Origin of the sequence: Thalassovita taeanensis (assembly GCF_900110775.1) — a bacterium.
Lineage (GTDB): Bacteria > Pseudomonadota > Alphaproteobacteria > Rhodobacterales > Rhodobacteraceae > Litorimicrobium > Litorimicrobium taeanense.
The window spans coordinates 360834-373048 of record NZ_FOEP01000002.1; the positions used below are offsets into that span (position 1 = coordinate 360834).

Annotated in this window: 12 protein-coding genes and 1 riboswitch; of the genes, 9 read left to right on the top strand and 3 right to left on the bottom strand. The window is 65.1% G+C overall.

Annotation, left to right across the window (positions count from 1 at the left end; all coding sequences use genetic code 11):
* Positions 1 to 177: 177 nt before the first annotated feature.
* The gene (locus BSF79_RS04230) at positions 178 to 1152 is read left to right on the top strand and encodes a glutathione S-transferase family protein (protein WP_090268727.1); all 975 of its coding nucleotides are present in this window, start codon (positions 178 to 180) and stop codon (positions 1150 to 1152) included.
* Between the two features lie 18 nt (positions 1153 to 1170).
* On the opposite strand, the gene BSF79_RS04235 is transcribed toward BSF79_RS04230, so the two are convergent.
* The gene (locus BSF79_RS04235; RefSeq protein WP_090268584.1) at positions 1171 to 1533 is read right to left on the bottom strand and encodes a response regulator transcription factor; all 363 of its coding nucleotides are present in this window, start codon (positions 1531 to 1533) and stop codon (positions 1171 to 1173) included.
* A gap of 167 nt (positions 1534 to 1700) precedes the next feature.
* On the opposite strand from BSF79_RS04235, the gene BSF79_RS04240 reads away from it, so the two are divergent.
* The 5 genes from BSF79_RS04240 to BSF79_RS04260 all read left to right on the top strand — a co-directional run bounded on the left by BSF79_RS04240 (position 1701) and on the right by BSF79_RS04260 (position 5715).
* The gene (locus tag BSF79_RS04240; protein WP_090268585.1) at positions 1701 to 2075 is read left to right on the top strand and encodes a DUF1636 family protein; all 375 of its coding nucleotides are present in this window, start codon (positions 1701 to 1703) and stop codon (positions 2073 to 2075) included.
* Between the two features lie 2 nt (positions 2076 to 2077).
* The gene (cobD, locus tag BSF79_RS04245; RefSeq protein ID WP_090268586.1) at positions 2078 to 3037 is read left to right on the top strand and encodes a threonine-phosphate decarboxylase CobD; all 960 of its coding nucleotides are present in this window, start codon (positions 2078 to 2080) and stop codon (positions 3035 to 3037) included.
* Positions 3034 to 3930 carry an adenosylcobinamide-phosphate synthase CbiB gene (cbiB, locus tag BSF79_RS04250; RefSeq protein ID WP_090268587.1) on the top strand — a complete coding sequence of 299 codons (897 nt, stop codon included), beginning with the start codon at positions 3034 to 3036 and terminating at the stop codon, positions 3928 to 3930. Before cobD ends, cbiB begins: the two co-directional genes overlap by 4 nt.
* Positions 3931 to 3991: 61 nt before the next feature.
* Complete coding sequence (locus tag BSF79_RS04255) at positions 3992 to 5170, top strand: lytic murein transglycosylase (protein WP_090268588.1); 1179 nt, start codon at positions 3992 to 3994, stop codon at positions 5168 to 5170.
* On the top strand, positions 5167 to 5715 hold the full coding sequence (locus BSF79_RS04260; protein ID WP_090268589.1) for an MOSC domain-containing protein: 549 nt from the start codon (positions 5167 to 5169) through the stop codon (positions 5713 to 5715). Before BSF79_RS04255 ends, BSF79_RS04260 begins: the two co-directional genes overlap by 4 nt.
* A gap of 79 nt (positions 5716 to 5794) precedes the next feature.
* Here the strand turns inward: BSF79_RS04260 and smc are convergent, their stop codons facing one another.
* Complete coding sequence (gene smc, locus BSF79_RS04265; protein WP_090268590.1) at positions 5795 to 9250, bottom strand: chromosome segregation protein SMC; 3456 nt, start codon at positions 9248 to 9250, stop codon at positions 5795 to 5797.
* 203 nt (positions 9251 to 9453) lie between these two features.
* A riboswitch (cobalamin riboswitch) is annotated at positions 9454 to 9673 on the top strand.
* Positions 9674 to 9709: 36 nt separating this feature from the next.
* Between smc and BSF79_RS04270 the strand changes: the two genes are divergently transcribed.
* The 3 genes from BSF79_RS04270 (at position 9710) to BSF79_RS04280 (ending at position 11996) form a co-directional block, all read left to right on the top strand.
* Entirely contained in the window at positions 9710 to 10387 is a 678-nt protein-coding gene (locus BSF79_RS04270) for an energy-coupling factor ABC transporter permease (RefSeq protein ID WP_090268591.1), read from the top strand.
* An 86-nt stretch (positions 10388 to 10473) separates the two neighbouring features.
* The gene (cobW, locus tag BSF79_RS04275) at positions 10474 to 11544 is read left to right on the top strand and encodes a cobalamin biosynthesis protein CobW (protein WP_090268592.1); all 1071 of its coding nucleotides are present in this window, start codon (positions 10474 to 10476) and stop codon (positions 11542 to 11544) included.
* A complete protein-coding gene (locus BSF79_RS04280) occupies positions 11541 to 11996 on the top strand; it encodes a GNAT family N-acetyltransferase (protein WP_090268593.1) in 456 nt (151 codons plus the stop codon). The genes cobW and BSF79_RS04280 overlap by 4 nt, the downstream gene beginning before the upstream one ends.
* 5 nt (positions 11997 to 12001) lie before the next feature.
* Here the strand turns inward: BSF79_RS04280 and BSF79_RS19710 are convergent, their stop codons facing one another.
* Entirely contained in the window at positions 12002 to 12172 is a 171-nt protein-coding gene (locus BSF79_RS19710; protein WP_175545252.1) for a hypothetical protein, read from the bottom strand.
* Positions 12173 to 12215 lie beyond the last annotated feature (43 nt).

Below are 12215 nucleotides of genomic sequence, written 5' to 3' on the forward strand. Positions count from 1 at the left end.
TCGAGGATTGGTATAGGCGCAGCACCGCTCAAGAGCAATTGCAGAAACGGCGCGCTTGCCGAGCTTTGCGACACGAGGCCCGCCGTTTTGTGCACTGACGCACCCCCGATGCGCGCCAGCCCCGGTTTCCTGAAACGTTGCCGCACGTTACCAAGGGCGCAAAGAGGAGACATGAACATGGGCCAACTGATCGACGGAAAATGGGATGACCGCTGGTACGACACCAAAGCTTCGGGCGGCAAATTCGTGCGCTCGACAGCCGGGTTTCGCAACTGGATCACGGCGGACGGCAGCGCAGGCCCCTCGGGCACAGATGGCTTCAAAGCTGAAAGTGGGCGCTATCACCTCTATGTCTCCTATGCCTGCCCCTGGGCCCACCGCACGCTGATCTTTCGCGCCATCAAGGGCCTGAGCGAACATATCACCCTGTCGGTCGTGCACCCCGACATGCTGTCCGACGGCTGGACCTTTGCAACGGATCTCCCCGGCACCACCGGCGACACGTTGTTCGGCCTGCAATTCCTGCGCGACATCTACCTGCGGGCCGACCCTCAGATCTCAGGGCGCGTCACCGTGCCGATCCTGTGGGACAAGCAGCGCAACACAATCGTGTCGAACGAATCCTCGGAAATCATCCGGATGCTGAATTCCGCCTTTGACGGGATCACTGGCAATCACGACGATTACTGGCCCGCCCCCCTGCGCGACCAGATCGAGCAAATGAACACCCGGATTTACGACACCATCAACAACGGCGTCTACAAGGCCGGGTTCGCCACGTCGCAATCTGCCTATGACGATGCCGTTGGACCGCTGTTTGACAGCCTCGACTGGCTGGAAGCCCACCTGTCATCGAACCGCTATCTGTTGGGCGACACCCTGACCGAGGCTGACTGGCGGCTGTTCACCACGCTGATCCGGTTTGACCCGGTGTATCACCTGCATTTCAAATGTAACCGGCGGCGGATCATCGACTATCCCAACCTGTGGGGCTTCACCCGCGAGCTGTATCAACATCCGGGCGTGGCCGAGACAACCGAGATGAACCATATCGTGCGGCACTACCACTACAGCCACGACACGATCAATCCGAACCGGATCATCCCGATCAACCCTGTTCTTGATTATGCGAAACCGCACGGGCGCAGCTAAGCAGCGCCAACCTGCGGCTCAGGACGGTCGGGCGTAATGCTCGACCATCGCCGCCAGATCCTCTGGCGGCACCCCCGTGGGCAGATACGCACAGGCATTGGCGCTGTGACGAAAGATCGATCCATCGGAAAAAAACGTCGTGTTGGTGACAAACACAATGCGCGCCTCGGGGCGACGGTAACTGGCGTAATCCGCGATCGCAAGCGAACTTCCGCCTGCGACCACCAGGTCCAGAACGATGATCTCGACCGCATCGGCGCGCAATGCTTCAATCGCATCATACTGCGTTTGAACAAGGGTAACATTGCCCCCAAGACGCTGCAAATGCCGCTTCCACAACCGGCCAAGCTCCGGCTCGGGTTCTACAATCAACACTTTCATGGCCACCTCCGGGCGCTTGATTTATTCAACGCCCTTGTTAACTCCCCCGTATTCTGCCCTTTTCCCTAACAAAAGGTTAACGCCTTCGGAAGCCTGCGTTCCGCCGCTCACACCCCTTGTGCTTTCGGCGTGAATCCGCTTTCTGTGCGCAAAATGAGGCGAATGACATGACCACCTGGATCACCATCTGCGACACCTGCAAGCGCGAGGGCTGGGATGCCGCGACGGCAACTTTGACCGACGGCGAATCGCTGGCCGCACTGGTCGAACAGGCGGCGGCCGACGCCCCAGACGTGCGCGCACGGCGCGTATCGTGCCTGATGGGGTGCACCCACGGCTGCAACATCGCGGTGCAGGGGGCGGGCAAACTGGCCTATACCCTTGGCAAATTCACCGCCGATGCCGACTCCGCCCAAGCCATCGTCGACTATGCCACCCTTCACGCCGCCAGCGACAGCGGACAGGTGCCGTTTCGCCAATGGCCGCTGGGCGTCAAAGGCCACTTCATCACCCGTCACCCGCCCCTGCCACAGGACGACTGAGCATGCCCGACACGCCCCGCGATCACGGTGGCGGTGTTGACGCCGCAGCTGCCCGGTTCGGGGGCACACGGTCGGATTGGATCGACCTGTCCACCGGCATCAACCCGGTACCCTACCCGCTGCCCGCCCTGCCCGCAGACGCATGGACCGCCCTGCCCGACGCCGCTGCGCAAACCGCATTGGAACAGGCCGCCCGCCGCTTCTGGTCCGTGCCCGAAGGTGCTGCCGTGCTGGCCGCACCCGGTGCCTCGTCGTTGATCGCGCGCATTCCGGCACTGACGATGCCCGGCACAGTGGACATCCCAACGCCAACCTATAACGAACACGCGGCGGCCTTCACCGCTCAGGGCTGGGCCCTGTCCGGCACCGCGCCGCAAGCCGCCGCCCCTCAGGCCCGCGTTCTGGTGCATCCGAACAACCCCACCGGGCGGTTCTGGACCGCGCAGGATCTGACCGCGCCGCTGACCGTGATCGATGAAAGCTTCTGCGACATCGCCCCCGAACGCTCGCTAATCGCCCACGCCACACAGCCGGGCCGAATTGTCCTGAAAAGCTTTGGCAAGTTCTGGGGGCTGGCCGGGCTGCGCCTTGGCTTTGCCATCGGCGATCCCGCCTTGATCGACAGGCTGGCGCAGATGCTGGGGCCGTGGCCGGTCTCGGGCCCAGCGCTTATCATCGGCACCCATGCGCTGACCGACCCCGATTGGGCACGCAAAACCCGCATCCGCCTGAACGAAGATGCCGCCCGGCTGGATGCACTGATGGTCCGCGCAGGCGCCCGCGTCAGCGTCAGCAGCGGCACGCCGCTGTTCCGGCTCTACGAGGTCTCAGACCCCGCCCATTGGCAGGAACGCCTGGCGCGGCATCACGTCTGGAGCCGTATCTTCCCCTATTCCAACACCTTCCTGCGCCTCGGCCTTCCTGCGCCGCAGCACTGGGCCCGGCTGGAGGCCGCCCTATGATCCTGATCCTCGCCATGCTGCTGGATGCCGCCCTGGGCGAGCCGAAATGGCTCTGGTCCCGCGTGCAGCACCCCGCAATCCTGATGGGACAGCTGATTGGCTGGGCCGACACGCGGTTCAACATCGGCCCCAACCAGCGCCGCAATGGCACCCTGACCATGATCGCACTCGGGCTAGGCGCGATCATGCTTGGCGCGCTGCTGTCCGCCTTCGGACCGCTGGTTGAACTCCTCGTCGTTGCCGTCCTGCTGGCGCAACGCTCGCTGGTCGATCACGTGCAGGCAGTCGGCAATGCCCTGCGCCTGTCGCTGGGCGATGGCCGCCGCGCCGTGGCGATGATCGTCGGGCGCGATACCGCCACGATGGACACCCCCGCCGTCACCCGCGCCGCGATCGAAAGCGCGGCTGAAAACCTGTCTGACGGGGTAATTGCCCCGGTACTGTGGTTCGCCATCTTCGGCCTGCCGGGGCTGCTGCTGTATAAGATCACCAACACCGCCGACAGCATGATCGGCTATCGCACCCCGCGACATCAGGACTTCGGCTGGGCCGCCGCCCGGTTCGACGACCTGCTCAACCTGATCCCCGCCCGCCTGACCGCCCTGCTGATCGCCGCCACCCACGGGCAACTGACACAGTGGCGCGCCATCCGGTCCGAAGCACAGCTGCACCGCTCGCCCAACGCCGGCTGGCCCGAGGCCGCCATGGCCCGCGCGCTTGATGTCGCCCTGTCCGGCCCGCGCAGCTATGACGGTCAGATGCGCGATTTCGCGTGGGTTCACCCGACCGGCCAGCGGACCCCCGGCCCCGATGACATCGACGCCGCCGTGCGCACACTCTGGCGGACATGGGCCGCAGCACTGGTGCTTGCAGGCGTCATCGTACTGGTCTGACAGTTGCAGCACCGGGCGATCCTGCTAGGCTCGCCACAGCCATTTCAGCCCAGAGGATTTCATGCGCCTGTTCAGCCCCCTCACCGCCCTTTTCCTGACCGCCACCGCCGCCCTTGCCGCGCCTCCCTGCGGTGGCAGCTTTTCCGGCTTCGTGAATGGCCTCAAGGCCGAGGCGACCGCCGCAGGCCACGCCCCCGCCACGGTTGACCGCTTCTTTGCCAGCGTAAGGCAAGACCCCAAAGTGCTGCGCGCCGACCGCGCCCAAGGCGTGTTTCAGCTGGATTTCACCACCTTCGCCCGCCGCCTGATCTCGCAGGACCGGATGAACCGTGGCCAGTCCAACGCCCGCAAATACGACAGCACCTTTGACCGGATCGAGCGTGACTACGGCGTGCCGCGCGGCGTGCTGCTGGCCTTCTGGGCGTTCGAGACTGACTACGGCGCCTTCCAGGGGGATTTCAACACCGCCAACGCGCTGGTGACACTGGCGCATGACTGCCGCCGCCCGCACCTGTTCCGGCCACAGATCATGGCGGCGCTGACCCTGTACGAGCACGGCGATTTCGACCCCGCCACCACCACCGGCGCCTGGGCGGGCGAGATCGGCATGGTGCAGATGCTGCCACAGGACATCCTTGATAACGGCGTCGATGGCGATGGCGACGGCCATGTCAGCCTGAAAACCTCGCCCCCCGATGCGCTTATGTCTGGCGGTAAAATGCTCAGCCACCTTGGCTGGCGCAAGGGCCAGCCCTGGATGCAGGAAATCACCGTTCCCGCCCGCATGGACTGGTCCCTGACCGGCACCGAAAGCCCCCGCCCGATTTCCGACTGGGCCGCGATGGGCGTCAAACCCCGCTCGGGTCAGTGGCAGGCAACCAACCTGCCAGCCAGCGTGATCCTGCCCCAAGGACACAACGGCCCCGCCTTCCTCGCCTATCCCAATTTCAGCACCTATTTCGAGTGGAACCAAAGCTTCACCTACGTGCTGACCGCCTCGTATTTCGCCACTCGCCTGATGGGCGCTCCGATATTCGACGCAGGCAACCCCGATCCCGGCCTGTCCGGCGCGCAGATGAAACAGCTGCAACGCAAACTGGCCAAACGCGGCTATGACGTCGGCAAGGTTGACGGCATCCTTGGCGCGGGCACCCGCGCCGCCGTACAGGCCGAACAAAAACGCCTCGGGCTGCCTGCCGACGCTTGGCCCACCACAACGCTGCTGAAAGCCCTGAAATGACCCACGCCACCACCGATCAGCTCTCTGCCGCCTTGCCCCACGTCCGGCAGGCCCCCACTGATAATGCCCCGATTGAAATGCTGTGCCTGCGCCCCGGATACGGCCAACGCCAGATGGTCGACCAGATCACCCTGACCCGTGCCCAAGGCACGCCCGGCGAACGCTGGCTGACTGCGCCCTGGATGAAACTTGCCGATGGCACGCCCGATCCGCGCATTCAGGTCTCGATCCTGCCCAAACGCGTGATGGATGCCGTCTGGCTGGACCGCGAGGGCACGGCGCACCCCGGCGACCCAATCGTGGCCGACCTTGAAACCTCCTATGGCAACCTGCCCATCGGCACCCGGCTGCAAGCAGGCACCGCAGTGCTCGAGGTCTCTGACGTCTTCAACGACGGCTGCGTGAAATGGAAAGCCCGCTACGGCGCCCCTGCCAAAGACTGGATCACCGCGCGCGAAAACGTCCACCTGCGCCTGCGCGGACTACTGTGCAGCGTGGTGCAGGACGGCACAGTCACCCTGTCCGACCGGCTGATCAAGCTGTAACACGGGACGGCGGGCGGGGCGATGTTGCCGCGCAGCGGCGACAAGCGGCGCACGTCCGCCTCAACCACAGCAGAGGCCCTCACGCCACCATCGCAGCCGCCTTCTTCAAATCGACCGAGACCAGCTGACTGACCCCCTGCTCCTGCATCGTCACACCAAACAGCCGGTCCATCCGCGCCATCGTCACCGCATGGTGGGTGATGATCAGGAACCGTGTGTTCGTCCGGCGGCACATCTCGTCCAGAAGATCGCAGAACCGCGTCACGTTGGCGTCATCCAACGGCGCGTCCACCTCGTCCAGCACACAGATCGGCGCCGGGTTGGCCAGAAACACCCCAAAGATCAGCGCCAGCGCCGTCAGCGTCTGCTCGCCCCCCGACAACAGCGACAGCGTCGACAGCTTCTTGCCGGGCGGCTGGCACATGATCTCCAGCCCCGCCTCCAATGGGTCGTCGCTTTCCACCAGCACCAGATTGGCCTCGCCGCCGCCGAACAGATGCCGGAACAGCAAGGTGAAATTGCTGTTCACCTGCTCGAACGCGGTCAGCAACCGCTCGCGTCCCTCGCGGTTCAGGCTGGCAATCCCGCTGCGCAGCGCCTTGATCGCCTCTTCCAGATCGGCCTTTTCCGACACCAACGTATCGTGCTCTTCCTGCACCCCCTTGGCATCTTCCTCGGCCCGCAGGTTGACCGCGCCCAGCGCATCGCGCTGCCGCTTCAACCGGTTCACATCCGCCTCGATCGCGTCCGAGGCCGGCATCTGATCCGGGTCCGCGCCCAGACTTTCCAGCAATTGCGCCGGGCTGACTTCCTGCTCCTCGGCGATCCGCTCGGCGGCATAGGCCACCGTGCCCCGCGCCGCTTCCGCCCGCGCTTCGGACCGCGCCCGCGCCTCGCGCGCTTCCGAGGCCGCACGCTCCGCCTCGCGCTCGGCCTGCTCGGCGGCACGCGAGGCACTGTCCGCCTCGGCCAACGCATCCGCCGCCAAACGCCGACGCTCCTCTGCCGTGGCAATCGCATCGCTCAACTCGGCCCGCTTGGCTGCGATCTCCTCGGGCGCGGCGCTGGCCTCTTTCAGCTCGCCCTCGGATTGCGCCTTGCGCTCCGCCAACTCGGCACTGCGGGTCTTGGCGGTCTCCAACCGGTGCCGCCAGCCGCTGACCTCCTTGGTCACCTCCTGCGATCGCCGTGTGCGCGCCTCGCCTTCACGGCGCAGCTCGTCATGCGCCGAACGCCGCGACATCATCGTGATCCGCGCGGCCTCGACCGTCATTCGAATGTCCTCGACCGCCGCGCGCGCCTCCTCCAGATCCTCCAGACCTGACAACCCCCGCTCGGCCTCGGTTGCCTGCACCCGTGCGGCCATCGCCTCATCCTCGTGCCGCGTCACCGCCAACCCCAGCGACTCCAACCGCGACTCGGCCAGATTGCGATCCGCCTCGGCCCGGCTCAGCTTGCGGTTGGCCTCGTTCACCAAACGATCGGCATCGCGCCGCGCCTCCCGCGCCACCTGATCGGCGCGCGTCAACTCCGCCAGCAGCGCCGTCAGCGCCTCATGTGCCTGCCGCGCCGCCTCCGCGCGCGAGGTGGCATGCTCGCTTTGCTGCTTCAGATCCTCCAGCCGGTTCAACTGCTGCAACCGCAGCGCCGCCGCCGAGGGCGCATCTTCAGCCCAGGCCCGGAACCCGTCCCAGCGCCACAAATCACCCTCAAGACTGACCAGCCGCTGACCGGGCTGCAACTGCGCCTGCAACCGTGCGCCATCGTCCGGGTCCACCAGCCCGATCTGTCCCATCCGCCGGATCAGGACGTCCGGCACCGAAACGTGATTGCTCAGCGCGGTCACTCCACCGGGCAGCGGCACCACCACGTCATACGTGGGCAACACCGTCCAGCCAGACGGCCCATCGGCCTCGACCTCGGGCGCGCGCAGGTCATCCGCCAGCGCCGCGCCCAAAGCCTTTTCAAACCCCTGCTCGACTTGCAGCCGGTCCAGAATCTGCCCGCCTTCAGCCGTGTCGCGCTGCAACAGCTTGGCCAAAGCCGTCACCTCGGCGCGCAGCGCATTCAGCTCGCCCTCGGCCTCGGACCGCTCGCCGCGCACATCAGCCTCGCGGCTTTGCGTGTCCGCCCGCGCGGCCTCGGTCGCCAGCAGCGCCTCATCGGCCCGCGCCGCCGTCTCCACCGCGCGCGCCTCTTCTTCTCCGGCGCGGGTGAAGTCTTCGGCCGCCTGCGCCAATGCCTGCCGCGAGGCCTGCACCGCCACGCGCGCCTTCTCGGCCTCGGCCTCGGACCGGGTCAGCGTCTTGCGATGATCCTCCAACAGCCGATGCGCCGACTGATGCCGCGCCGCCAGCCGCGCCACATCCTCGGTGCGCTGCGACAGATCGGCCTCGCGCTCGTGCAACACGCCCGCCGCGTCACTCGCAACCTCTGCCGCCACCTCCAGCCGCTCGGAATGGCCCTCGCCCGCCTTCGACAACTCACGCGCTTCCCAATCCAGCCGCTCGATGGTCTCAATCGCATCGCGGTTCAACCCGGCCTCGCGCTCGATATCCTTGGCCAGCTGCGCAATCCGGTTCTGCAAGGTCTCGATGGTCTGAAGCGCCCGCGCTTCCTGATCGCTCAGCGTGTCGCGCTGCACCTGCAGGCGCTGCAATACCGCAGCGGCAATCGCCTCTTCCTCGCGCAGCGGCGGCAACGCATCGTCGCGCGCCACCCGCGCCTTGCCCGCCTGCCGCGCCGCCAGCTCAGCTGCGGCCGCCGCCGAAACCCGCTCGCGCAGTTCACCCTCGGCCTGCAACCGTGCCTCATCCGCCTCGCGCCAGCGCCGGTACAGCAACAAGCCCTCCGCCTGCCGCAACTCCTGCCCGATGGCGCGATACCGCGCGGCCTGCCGTGCCTGCCGCTCCAGCTGCGCCAACTGCGCCGCCAACTGCTCGACCACGTCATCGACCCGCGCAAGGTTCTGCTCGGCGCCCTTCAGCTTCAACTCGGCCTCGTGCCGCCGCTGATACAGGCCCGAAATCCCCGCCGCCTCTTCCAAAATCCGCCGCCGGTTCTTCGGCTTGGCGTTGATCAACTCGCTGATCTGCCCCTGCCGCACCAATGCCGGGCTGTGCGATCCCGTCGAGGCATCGGCAAACAGCATCTGCACATCGCGCGCCCGCACATCCTTGGCATTCACCTTATAGGCGCTGCCGACATCGCGGGTGATCCGCCGCACGATATCCAGCTGATCGTCCTCGTTAAACCCTGCGGGCGCCAAGCGTTCGCTGTTGTCCAGATGCAGGCTGACCTCGGCAAAGTTGCGCGCGGGCCGCGTCGCTGCCCCGGCAAAGATCACATCCTCCATCCCGCCGCCGCGCATCGCGGTGGGGCGATTCTCGCCCATGACCCAGCGCAGGGCCTCCAACAGATTCGATTTTCCGCAGCCATTTGGCCCGACAACCCCGGTCAACCCGTCCTTGATCAACAGGTCCGTCGGGTCGACAAAGCTTTTGAATCCGGTAAGTCTGAGTTTCGAAAAGCGCAAAAGCGGGGCACCCTATTTGTCCAAGCTGACCTGAACTGTGTCGCCCTCGGGCCCGGTGTGTCAACGAAAACACCCACAATCTGGGGAAATCCGCCGACTTATCCACAAGATATTGCGAACTCTTGCCGATCTCGCGCGCGGCCCAAGCCGTTTTTCACCCCAACGGCGTCGCAATTGCGGCTTGACCTTGCGCCCCTTTCCCGGCGATGAATGAAGGGCATGGTTCCTTTACCACGGCGCAAAGCGCCCAAGGATCAAAAGGGAATGCGGAACGGGCGACCCATGCCGGGGCCCGCAGCCGTAGCCGCCCCCGCGACTGTCAGCGGCGAGCGTCTGTCACTTACGCCACTGGGCTTTTGTCCGGGAAGGCGACAGATGCACCGACCCGCCAGCCAGGAGACCTGCCATGCATGAACAGAAACCTTCCGTCGGGGATGACGGAAAAGGAGAGACAGACAAATGCATATCGAACCCGGAATCGTTAACGGCGCCAAACTGATCCTGAGCTATGGCACCGCCGCCGCCGCAGGCGTCTACGGCCTGAAACAGGGCTGGGACACAGCCAAACAGCAGGGCCTGGGCGCGCTGGCCACCCGCGCTGCCATGGCCACCGCTGCGGTTTTCACCTTTTTCCAGATCCTGCCGCACTTTCCCGTCGGCGTTTCCGAGGTGCACTTTATCCTTGGCTCGACCCTCTTCCTGCTGCTCGGTGCGGCGCCTGCCGCCTTCGGTCTGGCGCTGGGTCTGCTGCTGCAAGGGATGTTCTTCGCGCCCTTCGATCTGCCGCAATACGGCATGAACCTGACCACCATTCTGGTGCCGCTCTTCGCACTGAACATGCTGGCCAAGAAAATCATCGCGCCGGACACCGCCTATGTTGACCTGAAGTACACACAGGCCCTGGCCCTTTCGACCGCCTATCAGGGCGGCGTCGTTGCCTGGGTTGCCTTCTGGGCCTTCTATGGTCAGGGCTTTGGTGCGGCCAACATCGCGGCCGTGTCGTCCTTTGGCGCCGCCTACATGATGGTTGTCCTGATCGAGCCTCTGGCAGATCTTGCCGTTCTTGCCGCCGCAAAATCGCTGCGTGGCCTGTCCGGTTCGGGCCTTGTCACGCCGCGTCTGCTGAACGCCGCCTGATCAAACGAACCTCACCGATCCTTCAGGGTCGGCGCATGGACGACCGGCACACGCCGGTCGTCTTTTCCGGTTTATAGGAGGCCCCCATGCCCACAAAAATCCCCGCCACCGTCGTCACCGGATTTCTTGGTGCCGGTAAAACCACTCTGATCCGCCACATGCTGGCCAACGCCAGCGGCAAACGCATCGCCCTGATCATCAATGAATTCGGCGATCTCGGCGTCGATGGCGACATCCTCAAAGGCTGCGGCGATGAAACCTGCACCGAGGATGATATCATGGAACTGTCCAACGGATGCATCTGCTGCACCGTGGCCGATGATTTCATCCCCACCCTGCAAAAACTGCTGGACCGGCCCAACCGCCCCGACCACATCGTGATCGAAACCTCCGGCCTCGCGCTGCCGCAGCCGCTGATCCGCGCCTTCAACTGGCCCGAAATCAGCACCCGCGTCACCGTCGATGGTGTCGTAACCGTCGTTGACGGCAAAGCCGTGACCGAAGGCCGTTTCGCCCACAATGTCGCCGCCGTCGATGCACAGCGCGCGCTGGATGAAAACCTCGACCACGAAACCCCGCTGTCCGAACTCTTCGAAGATCAGATCGCCTGTGCTGACATGATCGTCGTCAACAAATCAGACCTGCTGACCGAGGCCGAGATCGACGCCCTTACCGCTCAGCTGAAATCCGACAGCCGCAAAGGTGTGCAGGTGGTCAAATCCACCATGGGCGCGCTGCCAATTGATGTGTTGCTGGGTCAGGGCGTCGGCGCCGAAAATGACCTGTCCGCCCGGCACGAAATCCACCACCACCATCACCACCATGATGACGAAGACCACGATCACGAGGATGATCACCACCACGAGCACGGCCACGACGAATTCGATTCCTTCGTCGTCACCCGCGCCGAAATCGTCGATCCCAAAGCCTTCGCCGCGCAGCTGTCCGAGGTGATCCGCGCCCATGACATCCTCCGCCTCAAGGGCTTTGCCGCCGTCACCGGCAAACCGATGCGCCTGACGGTGCAAGCCGTCGGGCCGCGTGTCGACAGCTACTTCGACCAACCCTTCGGCAGCCAACCGCGCGAAACCAAACTGGTGGTGATTGGCCAGGCGGGCCTTGACCGCGCCGCGATCGAGGCAGCCCTTCAGGCATGACCCTGAGCATCGCCCCCGAAAGCCCGCTCACCGACGCGGGCCGCGCCCTCGTCGCGGGCAGCCAAAGGGCGCTGCTTGATGTCTTCCCCCCCGAAGACATCTTTTCCTTCACCGCCGAGGAACTGACCACCCCCGGCACAACCTTCCTCGTCGCCCGCAAGGGCGGCGCGGCACTGGGCTGTGTGGCTCTGGTGGATTGCGGTGATTACGCCGAGGTCAAACGCCTCTATGTGCCTGCTGCCGGGCGAGGTCAGGGCATCGCCCGCGCCCTGATGCAGGCACTGGAAAAGACTGCCCGCGCCATGGGCAAAAACGCGATCTTGCTGGAAACCGGCGACGCGCTGATCGCCGCCGTGGCGCTCTATACCGCGCTCGGATATACCAAGCGCGGTCCTTTCGGTGCCTATCCTGAACACCCCGCCAGCCTTTTCATGGGAAAACAGCTGGCATGATGTGCTCAGTCCTCGGTTTTCGCCTTGGCCGCTGCTGCCGCCTTCATCCGCTCCAGCAGCTCCGCCTTGGTCGAACGGTTGCCCGCGCCGGATTTTCCGCCGCCGCGCTCAACATGCTCATTGTGGCGGGGTTGATTCTTGGGGCCCTTGGGGGCGCCCGACTTGCCGTAATCCATGATCGTGCCTTTCCTGGCTCTGATGCCGCTCTTGCCCGAATCC

What these genes read in the sequence shown, in the direction of transcription:
- BSF79_RS04280 (WP_090268593.1), top strand. Translation starts at nt 11,541, where the DNA reads ATGACCCTGAGCATCGCCCCCGAAAGCCCGCTCACCGACGCGGGCCGC.
- BSF79_RS04235 (WP_090268584.1), bottom strand. Translation starts at nt 1,533, where the DNA reads ATGAAAGTGTTGATTGTAGAACCCGAGCCGGAGCTTGGCCGGTTGTGG.
- BSF79_RS19710 (WP_175545252.1), bottom strand. Translation starts at nt 12,172, where the DNA reads ATGGATTACGGCAAGTCGGGCGCCCCCAAGGGCCCCAAGAATCAACCC.
- cobW (WP_090268592.1), top strand. Translation starts at nt 10,474, where the DNA reads ATGCCCACAAAAATCCCCGCCACCGTCGTCACCGGATTTCTTGGTGCC.
- BSF79_RS04270 (WP_090268591.1), top strand. Translation starts at nt 9,710, where the DNA reads ATGCATATCGAACCCGGAATCGTTAACGGCGCCAAACTGATCCTGAGC.
- cobD (WP_090268586.1), top strand. Translation starts at nt 2,078, where the DNA reads ATGCCCGACACGCCCCGCGATCACGGTGGCGGTGTTGACGCCGCAGCT.
- BSF79_RS04260 (WP_090268589.1), top strand. Translation starts at nt 5,167, where the DNA reads ATGACCCACGCCACCACCGATCAGCTCTCTGCCGCCTTGCCCCACGTC.
- cbiB (WP_090268587.1), top strand. Translation starts at nt 3,034, where the DNA reads ATGATCCTGATCCTCGCCATGCTGCTGGATGCCGCCCTGGGCGAGCCG.
- BSF79_RS04230 (WP_090268727.1), top strand. Translation starts at nt 178, where the DNA reads ATGGGCCAACTGATCGACGGAAAATGGGATGACCGCTGGTACGACACC.
- BSF79_RS04240 (WP_090268585.1), top strand. Translation starts at nt 1,701, where the DNA reads ATGACCACCTGGATCACCATCTGCGACACCTGCAAGCGCGAGGGCTGG.
- BSF79_RS04255 (WP_090268588.1), top strand. Translation starts at nt 3,992, where the DNA reads ATGCGCCTGTTCAGCCCCCTCACCGCCCTTTTCCTGACCGCCACCGCC.